Raw genomic sequence first — 26,913 nt, forward strand, 5'->3', positions numbered from 1 at the left:
TCCCTCACAACCGGACTCCTCACTCTGTTATTGATCATTTGGTTTATGACTCCGCACCAACGCATTGTTGCAGGCGTTTTCCTGGGTTTATGTGTAAGTTTGTACAATGTCTTAAACTTGTTGTGGAAAATAAAAATAGGTAGGGAAAGTGCCTTTCATGCAAAACCAAGATTTCGGGGAGTTGGAATGATTCATCGTTATCTCATGGTTGCCCTCGCTGTCATGATTGCTGTCAGATTTCCGGAATGGATTGAAGTCAAGGCAATTGTCGCAGGGTTACCAGTTTGCTATATATTGTTTTATTGCACTCAGTTTATCCAAGTGATTCGCTCTTCATCTTAAAGAGAAAGGAGTGAGGGAATGGAACTTACACCGAAGCTGGGATTTGAAGTGGCCGGGATTCCGATTCAATTTGACGTCACGGTCATGTTTACAACCACGGTCGCATGCATCCTGGTTTTTGTGATCGCCATGCTTGCTGCCCGTCGCCTTTCGCTTGTTCCGACCGGCATGCAGAATGTGGTTGAGATGGTGATCGAATTTACGCAGGGAATAGTCCGTGCCAGCATCTCGGGGAAAACGGCTGAACGTTTCTTCGGCTTTGCATTCACGCTTTTTCTGTTTATCTTTATCTCCAACCAGATGGGAGTCATGTTCAATGTCGTCGCCGAGTCGCATGTATCGATTCCGTTTTTGAAAATTTGGGCGGCCGATTCAGCCGGAGAAGGGGAACATTATGCGTATGCCCTGTGGAAATCGCCCACCGCCGACATCAATGTAACCATGGCCATGGCTTTGGCCATCACGCTGGCGGCTCATTTCCTGGGCTTCAAAAAATCTCCCAAGCATTATATTTCCCACTACTTCCAGCCTTTCTGGCCGATGGTCTTGATGCATGCGGTGGATGAAGTGGCGAAACCGTTGACACACGGCATGCGTTTATGGGCCAATATCTTTGCCGGTGAAGTGTTGATCATTGTGATGGTGAAAGGCAGCTGGTTCCTGACCGGGGCCCCGTTGATAGTCTGGCTGGGTTATTCCTTGTTCGTCGGAACCATTCAGGCCTATGTCTTCACCGTGTTGGCCATGGTTTACATGGCGCAAAAAATTGAATCATGACAATCAGAATGCAGTCTGAAGTCAGTCTTGTCTGATCCGCATATGGACTATCAAAAAAATTTTGAAACGAAAACAAATCAGAGGAGGAAATATCATGGATGTAAACATTTTGGCTGGTGCATTGTTGCTCGCAGTCGCAGCGATTGCCGGAGGATTTGGAAACGCAGTGGTATACAGCCGTTATTTGGAAGGGTCTGCCCGTCAACCCGAAATGGAAGGGAAACTTTTCACCCGGGCGTTTATCGGGATTGCGTTGGTTGAGGCATTGCCGGTTATTGCCGTGGCATTTGGTGTCATGTTGTTCTTCGGTGTAATTTAATGGATCGATCCGTATGATGGAGGCGGGGATTTGACTTTAAGTCCCCGTCTGGTCGTATTGAAGAAGAAACACGATCCCGAAGGGAGTGAGTTGGATTGCTGACCATCGAAATCGGTACGATGCTGTTTCAGCTGATTGCATTTATTATTTTAATGCTTCTTGTGTCCAAGTTTGCCCTTCGTCCGATGCTGCAGGTGATGAAACAACGCCAGGATCACATCGAAGGCCAGATCAAGGAAGCGGAAGAACGCAGAAAAGAAGCGGAAAAACTGCTTGAAGAGCAACGGCAGGAACTGAAAAAAGCGCGTCAGGAAGCCAAAGAGATCATTGAACGTGCCAAAGCGCAAAAAGACCGCGAAGCGGAAGCGATCATCAAGCAAGCACAGGAACGGGCAGGGCGCATTCTGGAAGAGGCGACGAACGAAATTCAGCGCGAAAAAGAAAAAGCGTTGGCCAGCTTGCGTGATGAAGTCGGCGGGCTTTCCGTTCAGTTGGCGTCCAAATTATTGGAAAAAGAATTGGACAAAAACCGGCATTCCGATTTGGTTTCCAGCTATCTTGACGAGGTAGGAAGATTGCAATGAGTAAGACGGTAGCGAGACGTTACGCCAAAGCGCTGTTTGAAGTTGCCTCTGAACAAAAGCAGATCGATGCCGTTGAGAAAGATTTGAAGCAAATCACCGATACATTGGAAGCTTTCCCGGAATTGACGGAATGGCTCAGCCATCCTTCAATCGGGAACGGACAAAAAAAGGAACTGCTCACCAAAATCTTTGATCAGTTGAATGCTTACACCAAGAATCTGATGTATCTGTTGGTGGATCGCCGGCGGGATAACGTTCTCTTTGATCTGTATGAAGAATACAAAAAGCTGGCAAATGAATCCAGAGGGATTGTCGAAGCTGTTGTCACGACGGCATTTGAATTGACCGAAGAGGATAAAAAACAAGTCAAAGCAACCTTTGAGCCAATGATCGGGAAAACCATGGAACTGGTTGAGAGAGTGGATTCAGATATCCTGGGCGGCGTGGTTGTGCAAATCGGCGACCGTTTGTACGACGGAAGTTTGCGAACCAGGCTGAATCGTTTCCAAGAACAGCTGAAACAAAATCAAGTTGGATAGATCACAGACGGAAAGATTGGGGTGACATTTATGAGCATTAAACCGGAAGAGATCAGCTCTCTGATTAAAGAGCAGATCGAGAATTACCGTTCCGAAGTGGAAGTGACGGATGTCGGCACCGTCATTCAAGTAGGTGACGGGATCGCACAAGTTCATGGCCTTTCCAACGCAATGGCGGGTGAGCTGGTTGAGTTTAAAAACGGCGTCATGGGAATGGTTTTGAACTTGGAAGAACACCATGTGGGGGTTATTATTTTAGGACCTTATCAGGATATTCGTGAAGGGGATCAGGTCAAACGCACCGGCCGCTTGATGGAAGTTCCGGTGGGGAAATCGCTTCTTGGCCGTGTCGTCAACCCGTTGGGTCAACCGCTTGATGGAAAAGGCCCCATTGAAACCACCGAATTCCGTCCCGTCGAATCTCCTGCACCGGGTGTCATTGACCGGAAATCCGTCCATGAACCTCTGCAAACAGGAATCAAATCGATTGACTCCATGATCCCGATCGGACGCGGGCAGCGTGAGTTGATCATCGGGGACCGTCAAACCGGGAAAACCACGATTGCCATTGACACCATCATTAACCAAAAAGATGAAGACATGATCTGTGTTTATGTGGCAATCGGGCAAAAGCAATCGACTGTTGCACAAGTTGTTGAAAAGCTTCGCCGCTACGGTGCGATGGATTACACCATTGTGGTGGTTGCCAGCGCTTCGGATCCGGCACCGCTTTTGTACCTCGCTCCCTATGCCGGATGTGCAATGGGTGAATACTTCATGTACAATGGCGGTCATGTTCTCTGCGTTTATGACGACTTGACCAAACAAGCCGCTGCTTACCGCGAGCTTTCGCTCTTGCTCCGTCGTCCGCCAGGCCGTGAAGCTTATCCGGGGGACGTGTTCTATTTGCACTCCCGTTTGCTCGAGCGGGCTGCAAAATTGTCCGACGAACGCGGCGGCGGTTCCTTGACGGCACTTCCGTTTATTGAAACCCAAGCCGGGGACGTGTCCGCATACATTCCGACCAACGTGATCTCCATCACCGACGGGCAAATTTTCTTGGAATCCGATTTGTTCCACTCCGGTTTCCGTCCGGCGATCAGTGTGGGGACGTCGGTATCCCGTGTCGGTGGCGCGGCGCAAACCAAAGCCATTAAAAAACTTACGGGAACGTTGCGTTTGGATTTGTCCCAATACTATGAGCTGGCGGCTTTTGCCCAATTTGGTTCGGATTTGGACAAAGCCACCAAAGCAAAACTGGAGCGGGGAAAACGCACCGAGGAAATTTTGAAACAGGAGGAACACCATCCGCTTCCTGTTGAGAAACAAGCGGTTTCCTTGTATCTTGTCACTAAGGGGCACTTGGATGACATCCCGGTGGAAGATGTGCGCCGTTTTGAGAAAGAATTCCACAGCTATCTGGAAACCAATGAAGAAGGCATTCTGAAATCGATCCGGGAGAAAAAAGCGCTTGAAGACGAGACCGAAGAAAAACTGAAAAAAGCAATCGAAACCTTTAAAAAAGGGTTTGCGGTTACCGAGAAATAAGCCGTTTCAGATAAAGTAGAAAAGAGTCGCTGGTCGTCAGCGGCTCTTACGGGGAGACTGGCAGCGGAAAGGCGGTGAAAACATGGGTCAATCGATGCGTGAGATCAAAAGGCGCATTCGTTCGACGGAAAAAATGAGACAAATCACCAAAGCGATGAAGATGGTTGCAGCCGCGAACTTGCGCCGTGCACAGGAAAGAGCCGAAAAAGCGCGTCCTTATGCGGAAAAAATGCGTGAAGTGATCGTAAGCATTGCCCAAGGTACGACGAATGCAAAACATCCCATGCTGGTTTCGCGCCCCGTACGTAAAACAGGCTATCTTGTGATTACGTCGGATCGCGGCCTTGCGGGAGGATACAACAGCAACCTTTTGCGGATGTTGCTTCAGACTTTGAATGAACGGCATCAAAGCAAAGATGAGTACGTATTGTTTGTCATTGGCCGGAAAGGCCGGGACTTCTTGAAAAAACGCAATTATCCAGTCATTGATGAGATTACGGGACTTTCTGATTCACCTTCTTATGATGAAGTGCAAGAAATTGCGAAAAAAGCCGTTCGTTTTTATGCAGAAGAGAAATATGACGAGCTGTACATCGTTTACAACGAGTTTGTAAACCCGGTTGTTCAGCGGCCTTTGGACAAACGGTTATTGCCGCTTGCGAGCGAGGATTTGAGCGGGCAGAAACAAGGTCCGAAAACAGCTTACGAATATGAACCATCGCAGGAAGAAGTGTTATCCGTCTTGCTCCCCCGGTATGCTGAATCTCTGATTTACAGCGCCTTACTCGACGCGAAAGCAAGTGAATTTGCTTCCAAAATGACAGCGATGAGCAATGCAACGGATAATGCGACGGAGTTGATTGATCAATTGACGTTACAGTTGAACCGTGCGCGTCAGGCTGCAATTACTCAGGAAATCGCTGAAATTGTCGGCGGTGCATCTGCGCTAAACGGCTGAGCATGATCTTTTCACAAGTGAAGAAACCAGTGCATGGCAGTTTAAGGAGGGAATTCGATGAGTTCTGGACGTGTGCTTCAGGTTATGGGGCCGGTTGTGGACGTTGAGTTTGAACGCGGACATCTGCCTGAGATTAACAACGCGATTAAAGTCAAGCGGGCGGACGGAAGCGAGCTTGTTTTGGAAACAGCTTTACATTTGGGAGATAACACGGTGCGTACCGTAGCCATGGCATCCACCGACGGTTTGGTCCGGGGGATGGAAGCGATCGATACGGGAAGACCAATCTCCGTACCCGTCGGACGTCCGACATTGGGACGGGTGTTTAACGTATTGGGAGAGCCGATTGATGAGGCCGGAGAAGTAAAAGGAGCCGAAAGACACTCCATTCACCGTCCGGCACCGAGCTTTGAAGAACAATCGACTGAGCAGGAAATGCTGGAAACGGGAATCAAAGTGGTTGACTTGCTTTGCCCTTATGCCAAAGGTGGAAAAATCGGACTCTTTGGCGGTGCGGGAGTAGGAAAAACCGTTTTGATTCAAGAGTTGATCAACAACATCGCACAAGAGCACGGCGGATTGTCGGTGTTTGCGGGGGTTGGTGAACGTACCCGCGAGGGGAACGATCTTTATCATGAGATGAAAGACACCGGGGTCATCGACAAAACCGTCATGGTGTTCGGACAGATGAACGAGCCCCCGGGGGCGCGGATGCGTGTGGCTTTGAGCGGTTTGACCATGGCGGAGTATTTCCGTGATCAAGAAGGTCAAGACGTTTTGTTATTCATTGATAACATTTTCCGCTTCACCCAAGCCGGATCCGAGGTGTCCGCACTTTTGGGCCGGATGCCGTCTGCGGTGGGTTACCAACCCACATTGGCAACGGAAATGGGTCAATTGCAAGAACGGATCACCTCCACGAAGAAAGGTTCCGTCACCTCCATTCAGGCCATTTACGTGCCGGCTGACGACTACACCGATCCGGCTCCGGCGACCACCTTTGCCCACTTGGATGCGACCACCAACCTGGAACGTCGTTTGTCTCAAAAAGGGATTTATCCGGCGGTGGATCCGCTGGCATCCACTTCCCGCATCCTGACGCCGGAAGTGGTGGGAGAAGAACACTATCAGGTTGCCCGTGGCGTGCAGGAACTCCTGCAACGTTACCAAGAGTTGCAAGACATCATTGCCATCTTGGGAATGGATGAATTGTCCGAGGAAGATAAAATCGTGGTTGCCCGTGCACGGAAAGTGGAGAAGTTCTTGTCGCAAAACTTCCACGTTGCTGAGCAGTTCACCGGTAACCCGGGAGTATATGTGCCGGTGAAAGAAACGGTTCGCAGCTTCAAAGAAGTGCTGGAAGGAAAATATGACGACTTGCCGGAAGACGCTTTCTACATGGTCGGCGGCATTGACGAAGCCGTTGAAAAAGCGAAAAAACTGGGTTATACCCGCATGGTGTAGATCCCGGCATTTTTTGCGGCGGGTTTCCGGTTGAACCGGAATGCCGATCGATGGATACACGGCTCACTCCGCAGGACAAGGAGGTGAAGCCCTGCCACATCCCGTGGTTGTTCCCGGGATCAGCAGGTCATGATGGGGAATAAAGTGCAGTTGGATATTGTAACGCCTGAGCGGATTGTTTATTCCAAGCACATTGATATGGTGGTGACAAAGGCGGCCAATGGAGAGATTGGCGTGATGGCCAAGCATGTTCCGTTTGTGAGCCCGATTATCGGGGATACCGTTCGGGTGAAAAATGACGGATCGGAAGAGACGTTTAAAATCAGCGGCGGGTTCATTGAAGTGCGCCCTGATAAAGTCACCATTCTTGCTGAATCCGCAGAGGTATAAAAACGGATCTTCAAAAAGACACCTTTTCCGAAGGTGTCTTTTTTATTTTAAGGTTTGTGAAAAATATTTCCCGCTTTTGGTGAACCATCTCAGATAAGCGCTATTTTTCTCAAGGACACGATCCTTCTCACAATTGGGAAAGTAGTGTATAATCAAACAATAGAGGAGGGGATTGCCAACTTTTTAGCACTGCTTTAAAAAAGCATTTTATTACTGAAAAATTAGTATTTCATTTAAATAATGTAAGCGTTTTATTTTTGTATAGATCAAGATGAAGGAGGGGTTTGTTTGTCTGCCGTCAGTCACGGGATCATTGCCATCTTTTTTATTCTCGGCATTGTTCTGCACATTGTGGCGCTTTCCATTGGAAAACTGCTTCGTCCCCATCAGCCCGCCCCGGATAAGGCCATTTCTTATGAAAGCGGTGTGGATCCGACCGGGGACAGTTGGATTCAGTTTAATGTCCGCTATTATTTGTTTGCGCTCTTGTTTGTCATCTTTGATGTGGAGGCGGTTTTTTTATACCCTTGGGCAGCCGGTTACGATGTTCTGCGCTCTGAGGTGGGGCTGTTCATTCTGGTGGAAATGGTTTTGTTTGTTTTCTTTCTGATCCTGGGTTTGCTTTATGCTTGGAAAAAGAAGGTGTTAGAATGGGAGTAAATTTTGAAAAATTGGCTCTGGTTGAGGAGCAGGAATTAAAGCGCAATGTGGTGACGACGAATTTGGAACAGATCAAAGCATGGGCGCGCAGCAGTTCTTTATGGCCCCTTACTTTCGGGTTGGCATGTTGCGCCATTGAAATGATGGGCACGGGGGCCCCGCATTATGATCTCGACCGGTTTGGCGTCATTTTTCGTGCGTCCCCGCGCCAGTCGGATGTCATGATTGTCGCAGGAACCGTGACCAAAAAAATGGCGCCTTTGTTGCGCAGATTATACGATCAAATGCCGGAACCCAAATGGGTGATTGCCATGGGGTCTTGTGCTACTGCCGGCGGACCGTATGTGAAATCTTATTCTGTTGTCAAAGGCGTTGATCAAATTGTGCCGGTCGATGTCTACATTCCGGGATGTCCTCCCAACCCGGCAGCCTTGATTTACGGAATCAACAAATTGCAGGAAAAAATCCGTTATGAAGCCAAACACGGGAAGAAGGTGACGAACCGGTGAGTTCTCATGAAGAGGATCGGAAAAAATCTGAAGAAAAAGAAAAAGGACTGGAAGAGAAAAACGCATCAACTGCTGGATCAAGTCCAAATGCTTTAGAACCGGAAAAACCGGCTCCCCAATCCCCGAAACCGAAAGACAAAGCAGTTCCCCAGCGGGCAAGGCCTGCTTCCGTCCGTTCCAAACCAGCCGACAAAGAGGAGAAAAAACCGGAAGAGCCGTCACCGCTTGAACCGGTTTTAAAACGTTTTAAGCAGGAAATCGTGGAAAAAGCAGGGGAAGACGCCGTGGTTGAAGATTATATCAACCGGGCCGGCGAACATATTCCCACGTTTGTCATCGCCAGGGAAAAGTGGCTTGAGGTGGCCCGGCTTTTGAAAGAAGATCCGTTGTTTTCCTTTGATTATCTGCGCAATTTATCGGCTGTGGATTACCAAAAAGAAATCGAAGTGGTATATCAGTTTTACTCTTTCAAAAAGAAACACCAGATTGCCATTCGCGTCAAAACAGACCGGGATGAAGCCAAAGTGCCGAGTGTGGCTCATTTATGGAAAGCAGCCGACTGGAATGAACGGGAAGCTTATGACCTGATGGGAGTGGTTTTTGAAGGGCACCCGAATCTGAAACGGATTTTGTTGCCGGATGAATGGGTGGGGCATCCGCTCCGGAAAGATTACGAACCACTGGATAAGGAGGTTTAATCCTTGTGCTTAGAACGGAAGAAATGTTGCTGAATGTCGGACCTCAACATCCCAGCACCCATGGCGTGCTCCGTTTGGTCGTGAAAATAGACGGGGAAATCATTGTGGATGCCGAGCCGGTGATTGGATACCTCCATCGGGGAACCGAAAAGCTGGCGGAGGATCTGAATTATACACAAATCATTCCCTATACGGACCGGATGGACTATCTGTCCGCCATGACCAACAACTATTCCATCGTCCATGCCACCGAAAAGCTGATGCAACTGGAAGTTCCGGAAAAAGCCCAATTTTTGCGGGTGATTGTGATGGAACTGAACCGGATTGCCAGCCATTTGGTTTGGATGGGAACTTATTTGTTGGATATCGGTGCTTTAAGCCCCTTTTTATATGCATTTCGGGACCGCGAAAAGATTTTGGATCTGTTTAATGAGTTGTGTGGTGCCCGGATCACGTTCAACTATATGCGCGTGGGCGGTGTCAAATGGGATGCGCCTCCGGGTTGGATTGACAAGGTCGGGCAATTCGCGGAGGACATGAAACGGCAAATGAAAGAATACCATGATCTCATCACCGGAAATGAAATCTTTATTCAACGGACCAAAGGAATCGGGGTGGTTTCGCCGTCGCTGGCCATTGAATACGGACTGTCGGGTGCCAATTTACGGGTGACCGGCGTGGATTGGGATTTGAGGAAGAACCAGCCGTATTCGATTTATGAACGGTTTGATTTTGATGTGCCGGTCGGGAAAACCGGAGATTTGTATGAAAAATATTTGTGTCGGATGAGGGAAATTGATGAATCCTTGAAAATCGTCGAACAAGCGGTTGCTCAGTTCCCCGAAAGCGGTCCGGTCATGGGAAAAGTTCCCCGGGTCCTACGGGTTCCGGAAGGAGAGATTTATTGCGGTATCGAATCTCCACGGGGAGAGCTGGGTTGCCATATTGTCAGCAATGGGAAAGACAAACCGTGGCGGTTGAAGTTCAGGCGTCCGTCTTTTTATAATTTACAGATACTCCCGACTTTATTAAAAGGAGAGAATATATCCAATTTGGTGGCGATTTTGGGCGGAATCGACATTGTGCTCGGGGAGGTGGATTGTTGATGAATCCGTGGATGATCATCGGACCGGTTCTGCTTTTGCTGATCGTACTCGGGTTTGTGACGTATGCCATTTTGTTTGAGCGGAAAGTGCTGGGCTGGATGCAGAACCGCATCGGCCCGAACCGGGTGGGGCCCCGGGGGATGTTTCAAACCGTGGCGGATGTTTTGAAGCTGCTCATCAAAGAAGATGTCATTCCCGCAAAAGCGGATGCCGGATTGTTTAAATTGGCGCCGGCGATTGCCTTTGTTCCCGCTTTTGCCGTGATGGCGGTGATTCCTTTCACCCCTTCCATTCAGTTTTCTGACTTTGCAGTCGGTTTGCTGTATTACATGGCAGTTTCCAGCATTACCATCATCGGAATCCTGGTGGGAGGCTGGGCTTCCAACAACAAATATGCATTGATCGGCGGGATGCGTTCGGCAGCGCAAATGATCAGTTATGAAATTCCGCTGGTGATGTCTGTCGTCGGGATTGCTTTGTCGGTCGGTTCATTAAATCTGGCCGAGATTGTGGAGGCCCAAAAAGAGGTTTGGTTTATTTTTCCGCAATTTATCGGTTTTGTGGTCTTTTTGATCGCGTCGGTTTCGGAATTGAACCGGACGCCGTTTGACCTGCCGGAAGCCGAATCGGAACTGGTGGCCGGTTACCATGTGGAATATACGGGTTTCCGGTTTGCGTTTTTTATGTTGGCGGAGTATACCTACATTTTTGCCATGGCATCCCTGACGACCGTGCTTTATCTGGGCGGATGGAATGCGCCATTCGGCTTCACGTGGGTTCCGCCGGTCCTTTGGTTTATATTGAAATTTTTGCTGGTCGTGTTTTTCCTGTTCTGGTTGAGAGCCACCATGCCGAGGATTCGTGTCGACCAACTGATGCAGTTTGCATGGAAGGTGTTGTTGCCGGTCGCTCTCCTCAATATTTTGCTGACTTGTCTTTTAAAAGAAGTGCCGGTGATCGGGACTTATTATTAACGGAAAAGGATTGGAGGGGAAAATGGTGCTTGGCTTGATCAAAGGGTTGGGAGTCACCCTCAAAAACATGACAAAGCCGAAGGTCACTTACCGGTATCCGGATGAGCCGCTCGAGATGCCGGACCGCTTTCGCGGAATCCAGCATTTCGATCCGGAAAAATGCATTGTCTGCAACCAATGTGTCCGCATCTGCCCGACCGATTGCATTTCACTGACGGGGAAAAAGCATCCGGAAAAGAAAGGGAAAGTGATTGACACTTACGATATTAACTTTGAAATTTGCATCTTATGCGATTTATGCACGGAAGTTTGCCCGACAGAAGCCATTGTCATGACCAATAACTATGAGCTCGCCGTTTACGGAAGGGATGAATTGTTTAAAGATTTGGAGTGGCTCAACCAAAATAATACAAAGATTCGAAAAGAAAACAGCACCAATCTCATCAAAAAACCGGGAGGAAAAAAATAATGCCCGTAAACGCTGAATTCATTGCATTTTTTATCCTTTCCGTCATGGCGATTGGCGGGGCCGTGTTTATGATCAACTTTACAAGGGTCATCCATATGGCTTTGGCGCTCGCATTCACTTTCTTCAGTATCGCAGGCATTTATTTGCTCTTAAACGCCGAGTTTTTGGCGGTGATCCAGGTGCTGATCTATACCGGGGCCGTTTCGATTCTCATGTTATTCGGGATCATGTTGACCAAACACCGGGATGAAGAGAAAAGTTCGATTGCGCCATGGCATGCCGTGCTCGGTTTTATCACTGTCGCTGCCTTTTTTGGCGTCATGATGTGGATCATTTATCAGGTGCCGGTATGGAGCGAACCGCATAACGGTGAAGGGTGGAACGTCGTCCGGTTGGGAGAGCGGGTCTTCACTGAATACGTGATCCCGTTTGAACTGGCATCGATCTTACTCTTGGTGGCACTGGTCGGGGCAGTCATTCTGGCAAAAAGGGAGGAGAAATGAGATGGTCATCACCTCATATCTTGCTTTGTCGGCCATCTTGTTCAGTATCGGTTTGTATGGCGTGTTGACGAAGAAAAACGCCGTGATGGTCCTGTTCTGCATTGAGTTGATGTTTAACGCCGCGAATATCAACTTTGTGGCATTTTCCAAATTTGGTCTGTTTCCCAATCTGGCGGGCCAGATCTTCACACTGTTTACGATTACGGTGGCAGCGGCGGAAGCGGCTGTGGGGATTGCCATTTTGATTGCCTTGTACCGGCAGGTGTCCACGGCGGAAGCCGACCGTTATCATTCGCTGAGAGATTAGCGGAAGCAATCAAACTTCTAAAAAGAAGGAAGGGTCAGAAATGGAAGCAAACATGGCTCTGTTGATTCCTCTTTTTCCTTTCATTGCATTTCTTTTGCTTCTGTCCGGCCGTGGATTCATCCAAAGGAAAATTGCGGCCGCAACAGGAGTGACGGCAACTTTTCTTTCTTTGTTGCTGTCCGTTTACGTTTGGTTGTCCGGGGAAACCGTCACATGGAACATTCCTTGGTTGAATCTGGGGGACGTTGCGGTTTCATTCAGCATCCATCTGGGTTCCCTGCAAATCTTGATGCTTTTGATCATCAGCATCGTCAGTTTTCTGGTTCATCTGTATTCGTACGGTTATATGGAACGGGATGACCGGATCCGGGTGTTTTATGCTTATTTGGCTTTGTTCACTTTTTCTATGTTTGGTCTGGTCATGGCGGCCAATCTGTTGTGGATCTATATCTTTTGGGAATTGGTCGGGGTTTGTTCCTTCTTGTTGATCGGGTTTTGGTACTTCAAACCGGAGGCCAGGGAAGCGGCACACAAAGCGTTTGTCGTTACAAGGATCGGGGATGTCGGTTTCTTCATTGCCATTCTCCTGATGTTTTGGCATGTGGGAAGCTTTGAAGTTTCCGATTTGAAAACGGCTGTGGTTTCCGGGCAAATGTCCCCCGGTTTGATCACTTTGTTGGCAATTCTCATCTTTATCGGAGCGGTTGGAAAATCCGGACAGTTTCCATTACATACCTGGTTGCCGGATGCCATGGAAGGGCCGACGCCGGTCAGTGCCCTGATCCATGCGGCCACCATGGTAGCCGCCGGGGTTTATCTCGTTGCCAATCTGTTTTTCCTCTTTCAGGCATCTCCTCCGGCCATGGATGTGGTGGCTTATATCGGGGGGTTCACTGCGATTTTTGCCGCAACCATCGGATTGATGCAGCATGATGTCAAACGGGTGCTTGCTTATTCCACGGTGAGCCAGCTCGGCTTCATGATGTTGGCCCTGGGTTCGGCCGGATATGTGGCCGGGGTTTTTCATCTCTTTACCCACGCTTTTTTTAAAGCGTTGTTGTTTTTGGGAGCCGGCGCGGTCATTGTTTTGCTCGCCCATGAACAGGATTTGCGGAAGATGGGCGGGCTTTGGAAAACCCACCGCCAACTCGGTGTTTGGTTCTTGGCCGGTTGTTTGTCCATTGCGGGGATTCCGCCTTTCTCCGGGTTTTTCTCCAAGGATGAAATCTTGTTTTCCGTTTACCAGGATGGAAGGACGGGGCTTTTTGTCACCGGTTTGATTGCCTCCTTCTTCACGGCTCTTTATATGTTCCGCCTTTTCTTTCTGGTATTTGCCGGGGAACCGAGGGGTCCCAAGGCAGACCGTCCGGTGTCTGCCGTGATGATGATTCCGGTGGCCGTGCTCGGGATTCTTTCAATTGGAAGCGGATGGGTCGGTTTGCTTCCCGGCGGGGGGTTTGAAAACTGGTTGGCCGCCGGCAACGGATCCGTTTCGGATGCCGCATCGGTTCCGATGTGGTTGGCGGTCGTGACGGTTGCGGTTTCCCTTGCCGGAATCGGATTGGCCTGGCTGTTTTACGGAAACGGTAAGTTCAGCGCCTGTCAGGCGGCACAAACCGTTCCTTGGCTCCATCGCCTGGTTTTGAACAAATATTATGTGGATGAATTGTATCAGTATTTGTTTGTCTGGACGATCAAAGGAATCGGCTGGTTTTTGTCCGGATGGGACCGGTTTGTGATTGGTGGGATTGTCCGGTTTGTCAGTTGGGTCGTCCAATGGATCGGGCGTTTGGGTTCCAGGATCCAAAACGGGCAGGCACAGACTTATGTGTTGGTGAGTGTGATTGGTTTTGTCCTTTTGATGGTAGGAATGACAGCGGGGAGGTTATTTAAATGAGTCGGTTTGATTGGATGCCTTCATTGGTCACGTTTCTCCCGCTTTTAGGGGCTTTGGTTCTCATTTTTCTTCCCCGTGAGAAAGTGCGCTGGCACCGGATTTGCGGGATTTTGTCCACACTTCCGCCGCTTTTGCTGTCCCTTGTGATGTATGCGCAATTTGATCAGGGGTTGAAAGGGTTACAGTGGGTGAAATCGGTTGTCTGGTTTCAAATCCCCCTCTTACAGGGAGAACCGTGGACTTTTCATTACAGCATGGGAGTGGACGGATTATCGCTTCCCTTCATCGTTTTGACCACCCTGATCAGTGCCGTGGCTGCCGCGGCATCCGGATTCATCAAGGAGGAGACCAAAGGGTTTTACCAGCTGTTTTTGCTCTTGGAGACAGGGATGATTGGTGTTTTTTCCGCATCCAATCTGTTTCTCTTTTTCATCTTCTTTGAAGTTACATTGATTGCCGCTTATTTTCTGATCGGAAAGTGGGGATTTTTGGGCAGGGAGAAAGCAGCCAACCAGTTTTTGTTGTTTAACGGGCTGGGATCCGGATTCCTTCTGTTTGCCATGGTGGGTTTGCTGCTTCTCTTTGGCACGTTGGATTATTCGGTGTTGCAAGACCGGATGGATCAGGTGATGGGGCAATTTGCGCTGTTGCCCCCAGTTTTGAAAACGATGTTGTGGGGAACGTTTGCGGCACTGGTAATCGCATTTTGCATTAAGTTGCCCGTGTTTCCTTTCCACAGCTGGATGTTAAAAACCCACGTCGAAGCTCCCATCCCGGTGGTGATGGTTCATGCCGGGGTTCTGCTGAAGATGGGGGCTTACGGTTTAATCCGGTTCGGGTTGGGGTTGTTCCCGGTGCAAATGAAGGAAATCTCCATCTATCTGGCTGTGTTCGGTTTGATAAACATCTTGTACGGAGCCTGTATTGCCATTGTGCAAAAAGAGTTGAAGCATGTGCTGGCTTATTCCAGTGTCAGCCATATGGGGATCATTTTGTTCGGGTTGGCCGCTTTAAATACGGCCGGACTAAACGGAGCGGTTTTCCAGGCGGTGTCCCACGGGATCATTTCGGCACTGCTTTTCTTCCTCGTCGGCAGCATTTATGACCGTGCCAAAACGACGGAATTGGATGATCTGGGCGGACTGGCCAAATCGGCACCGGTACTTTCGGGGATTTTCCTCACCGGTGGATTGGCGCTTTTGGGATTGCCGGGGCTGTCCGGTTTTATCAGCGAGTTTCTGGCCTATCTCGGCGTGTTCCAAAACCATCCGGTGATTGGGGCGGTCGGGGCACTCGGGTTGATTTTCACCGTGGTTTATGCATTGCGTGCTGTGTTGAAAACGACCTTCGGACCGTTGCCGGAACGTTTTCAGGCGGTTGGCGATCTGCATTTGCGCGAAAGCTTTCCGATGTTGGTGATGGTGCTGTTGATTGTCCTGATCGGTGTTTATCCGGCCGTTTTGAGTGCGCCGATGCAAGAAACGTTAGATCTTATTGTATCTCGGATCGGAGGGTAGGGGCATGATGCAAACATTGCTGGATTTTGACCTGAGGGTGATGGCCCCCGAGCTGACGATCGTCGTTGCCGCCGCTCTGTTGATGATTTTGGATTTGTTGTTGAAAGAAACGGTGTCAAAGAAATGGATGGGCATCTTCGGGCTCATGGCCATCTTGGCGGCAGGCGTTTTTGTCGGCATGGGTTGGGGGCATGAACCGTATCAGATTTTGGGGGATTCGTACCGGATTGATCATTTGAGCTTGACGCTCAAAGGCATTTTGCTTGCCGGAACGGCTTTGGTTTTCTTGTTTTCCTTCCGGAAAGACGAAGAGTTAAAAGCGGAAAGCGAATATTATTCTTTGCTTCTTACCGCTTTGCTCGGTGCCATGATCATGGTGTCGTCGGCGGAGTTGATCACATTGTTCGTCGGTCTGGAGCTGTTGAGCCTCTCATCCTACATATTGACTGGGATTCGGAAAAAACGGACTGATGCGACCGAAGCGGCATGGAAATATGTCGTTTTGGGAGGGGTTTCTTCCGCTTTTATCCTGTACGGGATGTCCTTTCTCTATGGATTGACCGGAAGCACCCACTTGTTTGAGATACGGGACCGGGTTGCGGAAGTTTCGGCAACTGATTACCAGTTGTTCCTCTTTTTGTCGTTCTTTTTAATGATGGTCGGATTTGGTTTTAAAATTTCATCCGCGCCTTTCCACACCTGGGTTCCCGATGTTTACCAAGGCTCGTCAACCCCGGTGGCGGTGTTTTTGGCTGTGGTGTCCAAAACCGCGGCGTTTGCTCTGGTGCTCCGGATGTTGCTCGGGGCCTATATTCCGCTGGTGTCAAACGGTGTCTGGAATGAAGTGATTTCCTGGACATTGATGATCATGGCAGCAGCTTCCATGATTGTGGGAAACACGGTGGCATTGCGCCAAACCAATGCCAAGCGGCTGATGGCTTACTCCAGCATCGCCAATGCCGGTTATCTGCTGGTTCCTCCCGCAACGATGGGATTTGTGGGATATGATCTGTTTCCGAGTCTGGTGTATTACCTCATCGCCTACCTGTTCATGACGGCCGGGGCCTTTGTGGTGATTGAAGTCGTGGGAAAAGAGACGGGAACCTATGATTTGAGAGCTTTTTCCGGGTTGTACCAACGTTCGCCGGGGCTGGCGGTGATCATGACCCTGTTTATTTTGTCTCTTGCCGGCCTTCCCGTGACGGCGGGGTTTGTAGGGAAATTTTACATTTTGATGAGCGCGGTGGCCAGTTCACACAACTGGCTGGCGCTCATCATGATCATCACAACGGTGATCTCTTATTACTACTATTTTCGCATCGCCCGGCACATCTATTTTAGAAGAGCCGGGGATGATGGGAAGCTGAACGTCCCTTGGACGGTGATGGCCGTCATCGGGATCGGATGTTTGGGCACCTTTTTGTTGGGATTGTTGCCGGACTACTTCTTTCAAGCCTTGGGGGATCTGGATTGGATGTCTGCGTTCTCCCAAGCTGCCAATACTTCACCATAGGCGCTCTTTTCATCAAGCGGAATCTGAAAGCATACCCCTCTTCAGAAGGGGTATGCTTGTTTTGTTCATGCATTTGCAAAAATATCTTTTGCGCATTCGCCATTTTTTTTGTACCATGGTAGCATGTGAACATATGCCTGAGGGAGTGCATATTATGGATGGGACGACGCAGCTGGCCTTGTCGGGGCTGGTGAACATATTCCTCTCGATCTTAAGCATTGCCTTTGTCTGGTGGATCTTGCTGGGCATGCGCATCGAGCAACTTTTCAAAAAGAATCACACGGCTCAGATCAGAGCCTTGATGATCGTCTTGTCGATCATTCTCGGGCATCAACTGGCGTCCTTTTTTATTGATTATCTCAGTTGGTCCAGGCTGATCAGCCAGCTGATTCACTGACCGGCTCCACGTATATCCTTTTCCCTGAATGTGAAGAATGGGAATAATAAGAATTCAGGGAGAGGGATGGAAAATGTGGGGGATTGTGAAAAAAGTGATTCTTTTTTGTGTTTTTTTGCCTTTTGTATTCATTGGATCACAGGAACAATCCCAACCCGAAGGGCAATTGATCAAAGCGTTCAAGAAAGTCGGGGTGGAACCGGAACGATATGTGTTGCATTATGGAAACCGGCTGCACCGGGCAATGAGCCAACAAGAGATCGAAGAGTGGACACAAGCATTGAGTCGTTCATTAAATATCGGGCCGTTGGAACGCAATGATGAATTTGCCGGAATAAAATTTTCGGCGGAAGGGATCATCGAGCGAAACATTTTGGTGAAAATGGCCGTGATCAATGATGAACCGTCTGAAGAATTCATCCATCCATATTTGTCCATTCAATTGGAAGGAAAAGGAAGTGACCGGGAAAACTGGCAAGCTGCCCGCGATCATGTGACGCGTGTTTTGTTAAATCATGGCATTACTCCATCTTATCATTATTCCGTTCAGGGAAGCAGGCCGGTGCAAAACGAACAGGAGGAATATTTACTCGCGGAGATTTTCCGGCTGTTGAAAGCGGAAGAGGTGGAAGCGATGCGTACGGATCATACCGTCAGCATCTCCGCACTTTCTCCGTTGTTACCGGCAGGCATCAAGACAAGAGGCGGCATGATGAATATGCAAGCGGCCGTTCGGATGAATCAGGATGCCCATCGCATGGTTATCACTTTAGGCACGCCAATTATCACCATCGAATATTAGTTTTTGGGGGGAAAAGCTTTGGAAAAGATCATCGTTCAAGGCGGAACACGTTTAAAAGGAAGAGTGAAAGTACATGGCGCCAAAAATGCGGTACTTCCTTTGATTGCCGGATCCATTTTGGCATCCAGAGGGGACATCAGGATTACGGATGTTCCGCTTTTGGAAGATGTGAAAACCATCACTCAACTTTTGAAACGCTTGGGGATCCAAGCCGATCTGGGTGATGACCAAATTGTGATCAATGCAGAAAAAGTGGAATCCACCGAAGCGCCTTATGAACTGGTGCGCAAGATGAGAGCTTCTGTTTTGGTGATGGGACCCCTGCTTGCCAGGAAAAAACACGCACGGATTCCTCTCCCGGGAGGATGTGCCATCGGAAGCAGGCCGATTGATCTGCATTTAAAAGGACTGGAAGCCATGGGTGCCCGGTTTGACATCGGGCAAGGCTACATTGAAGGGACCATTGACGGGCGTCTTCATGGAGCGACGGTTTATCTGGATTTCCCAAGTGTCGGAGCAACCCAAAATATCATGATGGCAGCAACATTGGCTGAAGGCCGGACAGTGATTGAAAATGCCGCTTGTGAGCCGGAAATCGTGGATCTTGCCAACTTCCTCAATGCGATGGGTGCAAAAATCCGGGGAGCCGGTACCGATGAAATTCGCATCGATGGAGTGGATATTTTGCGGGGAACAGAATACACCGTGATTCCCGACCGGATCGAAGCCGGAACTTACATGGTGGCGGCTGCCATCACCCGCGGCGAAGTTTTTGTGGAAGGGGCCATTTCCGATCATTTGGTTCCGCTGATTGCCAAGATGCGTGAAATGGGAGTCCATGTGCTTGACGGCGAAAACGGGATTCACGTTCGTGCAGACGGGGATTTGAAACCCGTGGATGTCAAAACCTTGCCCTATCCAGGATTTCCGACGGATATGCAATCACAGATGATGGCTCTTTTGCTTACCGCAAACGGAAACAGCATGCTGACGGAAACCGTGTTTGAAAACCGGTTTATGCATGTGGAAGAGTTTAAGCGGATGGGGGCGCAGATTAAAATCGACCGGCGCACCGCATTGATTGAAGGTGGAAAACCGTTGTCGGGAGCTCAGGTGAAAGCCACGGATCTGCGTGCCGGTGCGGCCTTGATTTTGGCCGGATTGGCAGCGGAAGGAGTCACCGAAGTGACGGAGTTGCATCATGTGGATCGCGGTTATGTGGACATTGTCGGGAAATTGAGAGGCTTGGGAGCCAAAATTGAACGGGTGAGCGAGGAGAAAAGTTCCAAGACGGAACAAAAATCTTTTGCATGACCAAACGAAGGTCAAGCGGCTTCTTTGAAGGGAAGCCGCTTTTTTCTTTATCAGGGAATCTACGAATTCCGGTTCTAAAAAAAGGGGTTTTTTTCATAGCTTAGTAGTGAACGCTGTGATTCAAATGGAGGCGAAGAACAGATTGCACAAAGGATTGCTGATGGTATTGTTGGGGCTTGTGGGCGTTATTCTTTTGATTCCGGTGTTTCTGGTTGCTTGGGATTCCGATGTCCCACCGGAGGCATTGGCAAAAGAGAAAGCATTGCAAAGTGAAAATCAGGATATCCGGGTTAAAGTGTACCTGACAGAGTCGAAAAAAGTGATTCAATTGCCGTTGGAAGAGTACATTTACGGTGTCGTGGCGGCGGAAATGCCGGCGGATTTCCACAAGGAAGCCTTAAAAGCCCAGGCCTTGGCTGCCCGGACTTATATCGTGGACCGGTTGGAGCGAAAAGATTATTCGGATATGTCCAAATGGGGGGAAGAAGCAAAGAAAGCACATGTCACGGACACGGTGAACCATCAGGCTTTTAAAACGGATGAAATGTTGAAGCAGGAGTGGAAAGCCCAATATGAAACCCTCCGGAATTCCATCCGGGAGGCCGTGAGGGAAACCGACGGCCAGATCATTACCTATCAGGGAAAGCCCATTTATGCTGCGTTTTTCTCAACCAGCAACGGCTATACCGAGAATTCGGAGGAGTATTTCAAACAAAAGTATCCTTACTTGCGGAGTGTGTCTTCCCCATGGGATCGGATGTCCCCAAAATATATTCACCGGCATACGTTGTCATGGGACGAGTTTGTCAGCCGACTGGAAAAGAAAACCGGACAGGCAGTCAGTCTTCCCGCCACAACCGGTACGCGTTTGATCCAGGTGACCGAGCGTACAAAAGGAAAAAGAATCGCCAAAATCAAGATTGGCGATCAGACATTCACCGGCAGGGAAATCCGGGAAGCATTGGGATTGGCTTCAACCGATTTTGATGTGGCGGTACAGGGGAATCAACTTCAAATCACCACCCGCGGATACGGACACGGCGTCGGCATGAGCCAATGGGGCGCCAATTTGATGGCAAAGCAGGGAAAAAAGGTGGATGAAATTATTCAGCATTACTACCAGGGGGTAAAGATCGAGCCTTTCTCCCCCGATCAAGTGAAATAAAGAATTTCTGCCCGGGGAAAGTAAGTGGAAATGGTGCGGTGCATGAAATCTTTGATTTCGTCCATTTGCTCTTTGGGATAAACATACTTTATCCGTCCGTAAGGGCCCCATTTTTTTCTCCGCTTTTCATCGTCCATGTCCAGCTTGGTCTTGGGATAACGTTCTTCGATGACCCGTTTGGCGCTTTGCGTGTAACGGTGGGTGATGAGTTCAAAGGTCAAATCATCCACTTCGGGAAGGCGATTGGACAATTTTTTCAATAAGGCCTGGTATTGTTCTTTCCATCCGGAAAAAGACATGATGGGAGCGATGATGAATCCGAGCGGGTAGCCGGCTTCCGCCACTTTTCCGGCGGCTTCAATCCGGTCCGGCAACGGTGAGGTTCCCGGTTCAAAATGTTTGACCACATAATCGGCATTAATGCTGAAGCGAAAACGGGTATGTCCCTTGTGGTCGGCATTTAAAAGGGATTCCACATTGGCGTACTTGGTGACAAAGCGCAAACGGCCCAACGGCTGTTTTCCCATGAACTCGATGGTTTTGTATAGCGACCCCGAAATATGTTCGATGCCCACCGGATCGGAAGTACATGCGGCTTCAAACCGGGTGATTTCCGGAGCACGTTCTTGGATGTATTTTTCGGCTTGGGAAAAAATTTCATCCAGGTTGACATAAATCCGGATATAAGGACGTTTTCCGAGCGTTGTTTGCAGATAACAGTAATGGCAATGCCCCATACAGCCGGTGGCCAGCGGAATGGCATATTCGGCTGAGGGCTTGGATTGTTCGAATTTTAATGATTTCTTCACTCCGATGACCAAGGTCCGCTTGGCAATCCGGTATTTATCCAACGGGGTCTCTCCCGGCAGGCCGGTCACCTGGTTGTGCGAGGTTGTTGGCCGGACCGGAATCTTCATGCTTTGAAACCTTGCCACCAATTCTTTTCCGAGTGGATAGTCCAAAGCTCCGGGCTCGTAGTAGACCAGATCAGGCTCAAAGGGTTTTATCACCGTTTCACCTCCTTCTGCCAAGCCTTTTCTAAAGTATGAGCCAAAGAAATGAAGATCATGTATGTCTCAGTTTTGACTTTGCTTCGAATTTACTAAAAGTTCCCATCTGTAGGTATAAAAAGAGAGAAGCTGGTCGACAATGGTTCCTGAGGTGATTTCCATGAAATCGAAGGAACCAAATGCAAATAACCAGATTTCTTCCTTTGAAAAAGCGAAGCGACGTTTGAAATGGAAAAAGTTAATGTCCAAAAAGTGGTTTTTCCCTGCTGTCTATCTCTTTGTGGCGGCACTGATTTTAAGTGTGGCATGGTGGTATCAGGATCATCAGGTGGAAAAAGCATCCAAAACCACCAGGGATTTGGTGGAACAAAATCTTCCCCAAGAGCCGATTCCGACCAATCCGACCGATGATGACATGATATTGCCTGTCGCCAAAAATGCCCATGCCGACAAAACCATGGGATTTTATAAGCAAGAAGATCCGGAAGCGAGCCGGGAATCCTCTTTGAACCAATATGCCAATACGTTCACGCCGCATTCGGGAGTTGACTTTGCGAAAAAAGATGGAGGAACCTTTGATGTGGTGGCGGCATTGGAAGGGAAAGTGGTGAAAGTCGAGGAAAACCCGGTTGTCGGATGGCAAGTGGTCATTCAGCATGAAAGCGGCATTCAAACGGTATACCAAAGTTTGGACGATGTCCGCGTCAAAAATGGACAAACCGTCAAGAAAGGACAAGTGATTGCCAAAGCAGGACGCAATCGTTTTGAAAAGGAAGCGGGTGTCCATCTGCATTTTGAAATCCGCGACCGGGATCAGAAAGCCATCAATCCGGATGTTTATTTAAGCGGGGAAAAATAAGGAAAAAGGCGTTTCCATCCAAGGGAACGCTTTTTTTTGTTCCCGAAAAAAGAAAAATTGCCAAACATGGCTTGTCACGGCTTGTTTAGAAAGAATAACCCGCCTCTTCCCTCAATATAATGTAGCAAATGGAGAAGAGAGGAGGTTTGGCGGGGTGCATGAATATATTAAGGAACGAACATTAAAAATCGGACATTATTTTGTGGAGACGCGAAATACGGTCCGGACGATTGCGAAAGAGTTTGGTGTTTCCAAGAGCACGGTTCATAAAGACCTTACGGAACGATTGCCGGAAATCAACCCGGAACTGGCTCGTCAAGTGAAAGAGATATTGGAATACCATAAATCGATTCGCCATATAAGAGGTGGAGAAGCGACAAAGATTAAATATAAGCAAAAAACCGGAAAAAAGAAGCAAGAAGTGTCCGTGTGACTGTGAAAATGAGACGGAAGCACCGGCAGTGTTTACATAAAAACAAGATCTCCGAATCATTGCCATAATATGTATCCTTTTTCCTTTCAACCCGGTGCTTCTACTGTATAAGAAACTTTCACACTCCTATAAGCTGTAAGTATAGACTTATGTTCATAGTTGCGATATATTCTATTATGAGTAGAATGGAGCTTATTTAAAAGTAAACTTGATTTTGTTGGACGAGCTTCATGAAATAGAGAGGATCGGTAATAGAAGTTAGCCTTGGAGAGGAATGCAGATGAGTTATTCTGATAAAGAAAAACACATGGACTACCAATCAGACGATGTGGAGTCTTCAGCAGAAAAATTCAATAATCCATCGGACCATTTGACAGTGGAAAATGAAAAAGTGGATGATATCTTGCCGGTAGGCCAATTGAAATGGCGAAGAGATGAAGAAGAAGAGCAAGACACCCTCGACAGTTTGGAGGATGCCCGGAAGTTTGAGCCTGCAAAGCAAGAAGGCGACAAAGAGAAAAAAGAGGAACAGACGGAGGAGAAGAAAGACTCCGGTAACCAGTTCCATTCCCATGAGTATGGCGCACCTCCAACCTTCGAAGTGGAACAACCTTCTTCCCCGCATGAAAAACGGCAGCTTTCATTAGAAGATACGTTAACTCCCATCGATTTTAAGGAATATTCCATTGATCCGGTCATCGGAGAGAACAGCGGCGACGAAAATTTCAAAGAAGAAGTGAAAAAACCGTCTTTTGTTGCAGAACAGCCAGTGAAACCGCGGGTGGAACAACTGGACTCCACCAAAGAAAAAAAGCAAAGTGCCGCTTCCCGTAGTGAAGATGATCCGCCGATTGATGAGAAAAAAGAGCAAATTCTAAAATGGGTTAAAATTCTTTGGCTGCCTGTTTCGCTCATTGTGGCTTTGTATGCGGGATTTGTCGTTGGTCATACCATCATTGGTGATCAACCGGCCGGCGATTTCTTGAATTTTGACATGTGGGTGCATATTTATCAGCTCATTTTTGGATCATAAGTCCCGTCTGTCACTTGGATGGAAGACGGGCTCTTTCCTTTTTTATTAACCATCCGTTCGGTAAACTGTAAGAAGGGGGGTCCTGAATGAATTTGCCCAATTTCTTGACCATGATTCGCCTTTTTTTGATTCCTGCGTATTTTGTTGCATTTTTTTCGGACACGCCATGGAATGTGTACTGGGCGTTTGGGATCATTCTTCTTGCGGGGTTAACCGATGTCATTGACGGGTATGTGGCCAGAAAGACAAAGCAAGTGACCCAGATTGGAATCATGCTGGATCCTTTGGCGGACAAATTAATGATGCTCTCTGTTTTTTTATCCCTGATGATCTCCGGAAAAATCGGAGTTTGGGCTGCCTTTATCATTGTCTTGCGCGATGTGTCCATGATCCTTTTTTCTGTTTTCCTGAAGCTGAGAGGCAAACGAACGGTCCCGGCAAACATTTTCGGCAAGCTGACAACCTTTTTGTTTTATGTCGCTTTATTTTTTATCATGTTTGAATTGCCGCTTGCACAAACTTTTTTATGGTCGGTCATTATTTTGTCCTACATCACGACACTTTCTTACCTGTTGCAATTGAAAACGGTGAACGAACGGGCTATGTAGGAAGAATCGGTGACCGGATCCGGTTCTTTTTTTCGATTTGACTTCAGACGGATTAGGGAGGTTAACGGATGGTACGGAATATGACACGCAGCATTATCGTGGAAACTCCTTCAAAGCCTGGCAACCTGGGAAAAGTGACCACAGCGATCGGACAAGCAGGAGGCGATATAGGGGACATCACCACCATCAAGATCGGCCCGTTTTCCACTCTCCGGGACATCACGGTCCAGTGTGAGAGTGAAGCACATCTGGATCAGGTGGTCACCAGCATTGAAGCGTTGGGGGGCGGCATTTACGTTCATTCCATATCGGACGAAGTGTTAAGTGCCCATGAAGGCGGAAAAATCCGCATGGTCAGCAAGATGGACATCCGGTCCTTGGCGGATTTGCGCCGTGTTTACACCCCGGGAGTGGCCAATGTATGCCTGGAGATCCGGGAGAATCCGGAAAAAGCCAATTATTATACAAGCATTGGAAACACCGTTGCCATTGTGACTGATGGCACCGCCATTTTGGGGCTTGGCAATATCGGTCCGTTGGCGGGAATGCCGGTGATGGAGGGAAAGGCCGCTTTGTTTGACCGCTTTGCCGGGATCAGCGGGATTCCGATTTTGTTGGATACAAGTGATCCGGATGAAGTGGTGAACATCTTGAAACACATTTATCAGGGATTTGGAGGCATTTTGTTGGAGGATATTGGTTCCCCGCATTGCTTTGAGATTGAAGAACGCCTCAAAGAAGAGTTGCCCATTCCGGTGATGCATGACGATCAGCACGGAACGGCGGTCGTGACACTGGCTGCCGTGATTTCGGCTTGCCGTTCCACCGGGATCAACCTGAAAGAAGCGTCAGTGGGACAAATCGGGCTTGGTGCCGCGGGTTTGGCTATTTGCCGCATGTTTAAAGCTTACGGGGTGCGGGAGATTTGCGGTGCCGACCGGCAAGAAAAAGCTTTGGAGCGTTTGGAGAATTACGGCGGCATACCGGTGGGCATGGAAGAATTGATGGAACGCTGCGACATTGTGGTGGCGACAACAGGGGTTCCCGGATTGATCAAACCGGAAATGATCCGGGAAGGTCAGGTGATTCTCGCCTTATCCAATCCCAAACCGGAAATCGACCCTGAATTGGCACTCAAATCCGGTGCTTCTTTTGCAGCAGACGGGCGTTCTGTCAATAATGTCCTCGGGTTTCCCGGGATCTTCCGCGGCGTGTTGAATGCCAATGCCAAGAAAATCACTCACCCGATGTTGGTGGCCGCCGCCGAAGCCATTGCAGATTGTACCAGTCCCGGGGAATTGGCGCCGCATCCCTTGGATCCCAAAGTCCATCGGGAAGTGGCCCGCGCGGTGGAAAGGGCTGCCGCTTTGTCGTGAAAAGTCACAGGGCGCAAGCATTGACACTTTGTTAAACGGACCGGAAAGTCCGTGTAACAAAGTGTTTTTTTATTCTCCAGATTGTTAAGAAACCGCCATTTTATGACGCCCGGATGTTTGGTAATTTAAATACGGTTTCGCTATAATGGTGACAAGTGATTTCAGAAGGTGAGACGGTTTTTTGAGAGGTGGATGACGATGTTAGATGCAAAACAGATTCAAGAAATTATTCCTCACCGGTATCCTTTTTTGTTGGTGGACCGGATCACGGAATTGGAACCGGCGAAAAAAGCGGTGGGAATCAAAAATGTGAGTGTGAATGAGCCGTTTTTCCAAGGGCATTTTCCGGACTATCCTGTTATGCCGGGCGTGCTGATTGTGGAGGCATTGGCGCAAGTGGGGGCCGTTGCCATTCTCAGTGTGGAAGAAAACCGGGGCAAAATCGCATTTTTTGCCGGACTGGATAAAGTCCGTTTCCGTCATCAGGTCAAACCCGGAGATGTCCTAACGCTGGAAGTGGAATTGACCCGGGTGAAAGGAAAAGTCGGGAAAGGCAAGGGTATTGCCCGTGTCGGGGAACATGTGGCGGTGGAAGCGGATCTGATGTTTGCGATCAATGATTAAAAAATACATAAAGCGGGAAGGTCCTTGGGGATGGACCTTCCTTGTCATGTATTTATTTCCATAAATGAAAAATGCGAAGTCCGAAATAAATCAGTCCCCAAAAAGGCAAGCTGATGAGAAAGGCATTCAACATGCCGAGGAATCCGTCATAGGAGTCGCTGGCGATTCTTTGTCTTTTCATGACAACGACCTCTCCTGTATGGTGTTGTACATAGTAT

Annotated in this window: 32 protein-coding genes; 30 read left to right on the forward strand and 2 right to left on the reverse strand. The window is 48.6% G+C overall.

The window, feature by feature from the left end:
- The first annotated feature begins 45 nt into the window (after positions 1-45).
- The 24 genes from FA954_RS14075 (at position 46) to spoIID (ending at position 20,752) form a co-directional block, all read left to right on the forward strand.
- On the forward strand, positions 46-342 hold the full coding sequence (locus tag FA954_RS14075) for an ATP synthase subunit I (RefSeq protein ID WP_425329139.1): 297 nt from the start codon (positions 46-48) through the stop codon (positions 340-342).
- Positions 343-360: 18 nt separating this feature from the next.
- Positions 361-1,119 (forward strand): F0F1 ATP synthase subunit A, encoded by a 759-nt coding sequence (gene atpB, locus FA954_RS01795; RefSeq protein ID WP_049720708.1) that lies wholly within the window; start codon positions 361-363, stop codon positions 1,117-1,119.
- A 94-nt stretch (positions 1,120-1,213) separates the two neighbouring features.
- Positions 1,214-1,438, forward strand: a complete 225-nt coding sequence (gene atpE, locus FA954_RS01800) for a F0F1 ATP synthase subunit C (RefSeq protein WP_037996628.1) — start codon at positions 1,214-1,216, stop codon at positions 1,436-1,438.
- A gap of 95 nt (positions 1,439-1,533) precedes the next feature.
- Positions 1,534-2,022, forward strand: coding sequence for a F0F1 ATP synthase subunit B (atpF, locus tag FA954_RS01805; RefSeq protein WP_037996629.1), 489 nt, complete (start codon positions 1,534-1,536; stop codon positions 2,020-2,022).
- Positions 2,019-2,561: a F0F1 ATP synthase subunit delta gene (locus FA954_RS01810; RefSeq protein ID WP_138614826.1), complete on the forward strand. Its 543-nt coding sequence runs from the start codon at positions 2,019-2,021 to the stop codon at positions 2,559-2,561. The genes atpF and FA954_RS01810 overlap by 4 nt, the downstream gene beginning before the upstream one ends.
- Before the next feature lie 30 nt (positions 2,562-2,591).
- The gene (gene atpA / locus FA954_RS01815) at positions 2,592-4,109 is read left to right on the forward strand and encodes a F0F1 ATP synthase subunit alpha (RefSeq protein WP_037996634.1); all 1,518 of its coding nucleotides are present in this window, start codon (positions 2,592-2,594) and stop codon (positions 4,107-4,109) included.
- Positions 4,110-4,191: 82 nt separating this feature from the next.
- Complete coding sequence (gene atpG, locus FA954_RS01820) at positions 4,192-5,067, forward strand: ATP synthase F1 subunit gamma (RefSeq protein WP_037996636.1); 876 nt, start codon at positions 4,192-4,194, stop codon at positions 5,065-5,067.
- A 57-nt stretch (positions 5,068-5,124) separates the two neighbouring features.
- Positions 5,125-6,531 (forward strand): F0F1 ATP synthase subunit beta, encoded by a 1,407-nt coding sequence (gene atpD / locus FA954_RS01825; RefSeq protein WP_037996637.1) that lies wholly within the window; start codon positions 5,125-5,127, stop codon positions 6,529-6,531.
- A gap of 132 nt (positions 6,532-6,663) precedes the next feature.
- Complete coding sequence (atpC, locus tag FA954_RS01830; RefSeq protein ID WP_037996704.1) at positions 6,664-6,921, forward strand: ATP synthase F1 subunit epsilon; 258 nt, start codon at positions 6,664-6,666, stop codon at positions 6,919-6,921.
- A 288-nt stretch (positions 6,922-7,209) separates the two neighbouring features.
- Positions 7,210-7,581, forward strand: coding sequence for an NADH-quinone oxidoreductase subunit A (locus FA954_RS01835; protein ID WP_037996639.1), 372 nt, complete (start codon positions 7,210-7,212; stop codon positions 7,579-7,581).
- Entirely contained in the window at positions 7,572-8,090 is a 519-nt protein-coding gene (locus tag FA954_RS01840; protein ID WP_037996642.1) for a NuoB/complex I 20 kDa subunit family protein, read from the forward strand. Before FA954_RS01835 ends, FA954_RS01840 begins: the two co-directional genes overlap by 10 nt.
- Positions 8,087-8,788 carry an NADH-quinone oxidoreductase subunit C gene (locus FA954_RS01845; RefSeq protein ID WP_231564628.1) on the forward strand — a complete coding sequence of 234 codons (702 nt, stop codon included), beginning with the start codon at positions 8,087-8,089 and terminating at the stop codon, positions 8,786-8,788. Before FA954_RS01840 ends, FA954_RS01845 begins: the two co-directional genes overlap by 4 nt.
- A 5-nt stretch (positions 8,789-8,793) precedes the next feature.
- Positions 8,794-9,894 (forward strand): NADH-quinone oxidoreductase subunit D, encoded by a 1,101-nt coding sequence (locus FA954_RS01850; protein ID WP_037996645.1) that lies wholly within the window; start codon positions 8,794-8,796, stop codon positions 9,892-9,894.
- Entirely contained in the window at positions 9,894-10,868 is a 975-nt protein-coding gene (nuoH, locus tag FA954_RS01855; protein ID WP_049720705.1) for an NADH-quinone oxidoreductase subunit NuoH, read from the forward strand. The genes FA954_RS01850 and nuoH overlap by 1 nt, the downstream gene beginning before the upstream one ends.
- Positions 10,869-10,893: 25 nt before the next feature.
- The gene (gene nuoI, locus FA954_RS01860) at positions 10,894-11,337 is read left to right on the forward strand and encodes an NADH-quinone oxidoreductase subunit NuoI (protein ID WP_037996710.1); all 444 of its coding nucleotides are present in this window, start codon (positions 10,894-10,896) and stop codon (positions 11,335-11,337) included.
- The gene (locus FA954_RS01865; protein ID WP_037996647.1) at positions 11,337-11,840 is read left to right on the forward strand and encodes an NADH-quinone oxidoreductase subunit J; all 504 of its coding nucleotides are present in this window, start codon (positions 11,337-11,339) and stop codon (positions 11,838-11,840) included. Before nuoI ends, FA954_RS01865 begins: the two co-directional genes overlap by 1 nt.
- Position 11,841: 1 nt before the next feature.
- Positions 11,842-12,147: an NADH-quinone oxidoreductase subunit NuoK gene (nuoK, locus tag FA954_RS01870; protein ID WP_037996651.1), complete on the forward strand. Its 306-nt coding sequence runs from the start codon at positions 11,842-11,844 to the stop codon at positions 12,145-12,147.
- Between the two features lie 40 nt (positions 12,148-12,187).
- Entirely contained in the window at positions 12,188-14,044 is a 1,857-nt protein-coding gene (nuoL, locus tag FA954_RS01875; protein ID WP_037996654.1) for an NADH-quinone oxidoreductase subunit L, read from the forward strand.
- Complete coding sequence (locus tag FA954_RS01880) at positions 14,041-15,561, forward strand: complex I subunit 4 family protein (protein ID WP_121874272.1); 1,521 nt, start codon at positions 14,041-14,043, stop codon at positions 15,559-15,561. The genes nuoL and FA954_RS01880 overlap by 4 nt, the downstream gene beginning before the upstream one ends.
- 4 nt (positions 15,562-15,565) lie before the next feature.
- The gene (locus FA954_RS01885; protein WP_037996657.1) at positions 15,566-17,074 is read left to right on the forward strand and encodes an NADH-quinone oxidoreductase subunit N; all 1,509 of its coding nucleotides are present in this window, start codon (positions 15,566-15,568) and stop codon (positions 17,072-17,074) included.
- A 154-nt stretch (positions 17,075-17,228) separates the two neighbouring features.
- Complete coding sequence (locus FA954_RS01890) at positions 17,229-17,471, forward strand: DUF1146 family protein (protein ID WP_037996714.1); 243 nt, start codon at positions 17,229-17,231, stop codon at positions 17,469-17,471.
- A gap of 73 nt (positions 17,472-17,544) precedes the next feature.
- Positions 17,545-18,273 (forward strand): YwmB family TATA-box binding protein, encoded by a 729-nt coding sequence (locus FA954_RS01895; protein WP_037996659.1) that lies wholly within the window; start codon positions 17,545-17,547, stop codon positions 18,271-18,273.
- Positions 18,274-18,291: 18 nt separating this feature from the next.
- Entirely contained in the window at positions 18,292-19,587 is a 1,296-nt protein-coding gene (gene murA / locus FA954_RS01900) for a UDP-N-acetylglucosamine 1-carboxyvinyltransferase (protein ID WP_037996661.1), read from the forward strand.
- Between the two features lie 142 nt (positions 19,588-19,729).
- The gene (gene spoIID / locus FA954_RS01905; RefSeq protein ID WP_037996663.1) at positions 19,730-20,752 is read left to right on the forward strand and encodes a stage II sporulation protein D; all 1,023 of its coding nucleotides are present in this window, start codon (positions 19,730-19,732) and stop codon (positions 20,750-20,752) included.
- Here spoIID and splB read toward each other — a convergent pair.
- Positions 20,740-21,759 (reverse strand): spore photoproduct lyase, encoded by a 1,020-nt coding sequence (gene splB, locus FA954_RS01910; protein WP_037996717.1) that lies wholly within the window; start codon positions 21,757-21,759, stop codon positions 20,740-20,742. The genes spoIID and splB overlap by 13 nt on opposite strands.
- A 163-nt stretch (positions 21,760-21,922) precedes the next feature.
- Between splB and FA954_RS01915 the strand changes: the two genes are divergently transcribed.
- The 6 genes from FA954_RS01915 (at position 21,923) to fabZ (ending at position 26,695) form a co-directional block, all read left to right on the forward strand.
- Entirely contained in the window at positions 21,923-22,621 is a 699-nt protein-coding gene (locus FA954_RS01915; RefSeq protein WP_037996720.1) for a M23 family metallopeptidase, read from the forward strand.
- A gap of 154 nt (positions 22,622-22,775) precedes the next feature.
- A complete protein-coding gene (gene spoIIID, locus FA954_RS01920) occupies positions 22,776-23,054 on the forward strand; it encodes a sporulation transcriptional regulator SpoIIID (protein WP_037996666.1) in 279 nt (92 codons plus the stop codon).
- A gap of 280 nt (positions 23,055-23,334) precedes the next feature.
- Positions 23,335-24,087, forward strand: coding sequence for a DNA-directed RNA polymerase subunit beta (locus tag FA954_RS01925; protein ID WP_037996669.1), 753 nt, complete (start codon positions 23,335-23,337; stop codon positions 24,085-24,087).
- An 86-nt stretch (positions 24,088-24,173) separates the two neighbouring features.
- A complete protein-coding gene (pgsA, locus tag FA954_RS01930; protein ID WP_037996672.1) occupies positions 24,174-24,695 on the forward strand; it encodes a CDP-diacylglycerol--glycerol-3-phosphate 3-phosphatidyltransferase in 522 nt (173 codons plus the stop codon).
- 68 nt (positions 24,696-24,763) lie between these two features.
- Entirely contained in the window at positions 24,764-26,071 is a 1,308-nt protein-coding gene (locus tag FA954_RS01935) for an NAD-dependent malic enzyme (protein ID WP_037996675.1), read from the forward strand.
- Positions 26,072-26,269: 198 nt separating this feature from the next.
- Positions 26,270-26,695 (forward strand): 3-hydroxyacyl-ACP dehydratase FabZ, encoded by a 426-nt coding sequence (gene fabZ / locus FA954_RS01940; protein ID WP_049720699.1) that lies wholly within the window; start codon positions 26,270-26,272, stop codon positions 26,693-26,695.
- A gap of 52 nt (positions 26,696-26,747) precedes the next feature.
- On the opposite strand, the gene FA954_RS13940 is transcribed toward fabZ, so the two are convergent.
- Positions 26,748-26,876, reverse strand: coding sequence for a hypothetical protein (locus tag FA954_RS13940; RefSeq protein WP_255347197.1), 129 nt, complete (start codon positions 26,874-26,876; stop codon positions 26,748-26,750).
- Positions 26,877-26,913 lie beyond the last annotated feature (37 nt).

The organism is Thermoactinomyces vulgaris (assembly GCF_005886755.1).
GTDB lineage: Bacteria > Bacillota > Bacilli > Thermoactinomycetales > Thermoactinomycetaceae > Thermoactinomyces > Thermoactinomyces vulgaris.

What these genes read in the sequence shown, in the direction of transcription:
- atpD (WP_037996637.1), top strand. Translation starts at nt 5,125, where the DNA reads ATGAGTTCTGGACGTGTGCTTCAGGTTATGGGGCCGGTTGTGGACGTT.
- FA954_RS01895 (WP_037996659.1), top strand. Translation starts at nt 17,545, where the DNA reads ATGTGGGGGATTGTGAAAAAAGTGATTCTTTTTTGTGTTTTTTTGCCT.
- atpE (WP_037996628.1), top strand. Translation starts at nt 1,214, where the DNA reads ATGGATGTAAACATTTTGGCTGGTGCATTGTTGCTCGCAGTCGCAGCG.
- fabZ (WP_049720699.1), top strand. Translation starts at nt 26,270, where the DNA reads ATGTTAGATGCAAAACAGATTCAAGAAATTATTCCTCACCGGTATCCT.
- FA954_RS01880 (WP_121874272.1), top strand. Translation starts at nt 14,041, where the DNA reads ATGAGTCGGTTTGATTGGATGCCTTCATTGGTCACGTTTCTCCCGCTT.
- FA954_RS01890 (WP_037996714.1), top strand. Translation starts at nt 17,229, where the DNA reads ATGGATGGGACGACGCAGCTGGCCTTGTCGGGGCTGGTGAACATATTC.
- atpG (WP_037996636.1), top strand. Translation starts at nt 4,192, where the DNA reads ATGGGTCAATCGATGCGTGAGATCAAAAGGCGCATTCGTTCGACGGAA.
- atpB (WP_049720708.1), top strand. Translation starts at nt 361, where the DNA reads ATGGAACTTACACCGAAGCTGGGATTTGAAGTGGCCGGGATTCCGATT.
- FA954_RS01915 (WP_037996720.1), top strand. Translation starts at nt 21,923, where the DNA reads ATGAAATCGAAGGAACCAAATGCAAATAACCAGATTTCTTCCTTTGAA.
- atpC (WP_037996704.1), top strand. Translation starts at nt 6,664, where the DNA reads ATGGGGAATAAAGTGCAGTTGGATATTGTAACGCCTGAGCGGATTGTT.
- FA954_RS01840 (WP_037996642.1), top strand. Translation starts at nt 7,572, where the DNA reads ATGGGAGTAAATTTTGAAAAATTGGCTCTGGTTGAGGAGCAGGAATTA.
- FA954_RS01865 (WP_037996647.1), top strand. Translation starts at nt 11,337, where the DNA reads ATGCCCGTAAACGCTGAATTCATTGCATTTTTTATCCTTTCCGTCATG.
- FA954_RS01885 (WP_037996657.1), top strand. Translation starts at nt 15,566, where the DNA reads ATGATGCAAACATTGCTGGATTTTGACCTGAGGGTGATGGCCCCCGAG.
- FA954_RS14075 (WP_425329139.1), top strand. Translation starts at nt 46, where the DNA reads ATGACTCCGCACCAACGCATTGTTGCAGGCGTTTTCCTGGGTTTATGT.
- FA954_RS13940 (WP_255347197.1), bottom strand. Translation starts at nt 26,876, where the DNA reads ATGAAAAGACAAAGAATCGCCAGCGACTCCTATGACGGATTCCTCGGC.
- FA954_RS01925 (WP_037996669.1), top strand. Translation starts at nt 23,335, where the DNA reads ATGAGTTATTCTGATAAAGAAAAACACATGGACTACCAATCAGACGAT.
- atpA (WP_037996634.1), top strand. Translation starts at nt 2,592, where the DNA reads ATGAGCATTAAACCGGAAGAGATCAGCTCTCTGATTAAAGAGCAGATC.
- nuoH (WP_049720705.1), top strand. Translation starts at nt 9,894, where the DNA reads ATGAATCCGTGGATGATCATCGGACCGGTTCTGCTTTTGCTGATCGTA.
- pgsA (WP_037996672.1), top strand. Translation starts at nt 24,174, where the DNA reads ATGAATTTGCCCAATTTCTTGACCATGATTCGCCTTTTTTTGATTCCT.
- FA954_RS01935 (WP_037996675.1), top strand. Translation starts at nt 24,764, where the DNA reads ATGGTACGGAATATGACACGCAGCATTATCGTGGAAACTCCTTCAAAG.
- nuoL (WP_037996654.1), top strand. Translation starts at nt 12,188, where the DNA reads ATGGAAGCAAACATGGCTCTGTTGATTCCTCTTTTTCCTTTCATTGCA.
- FA954_RS01810 (WP_138614826.1), top strand. Translation starts at nt 2,019, where the DNA reads ATGAGTAAGACGGTAGCGAGACGTTACGCCAAAGCGCTGTTTGAAGTT.
- nuoK (WP_037996651.1), top strand. Translation starts at nt 11,842, where the DNA reads ATGGTCATCACCTCATATCTTGCTTTGTCGGCCATCTTGTTCAGTATC.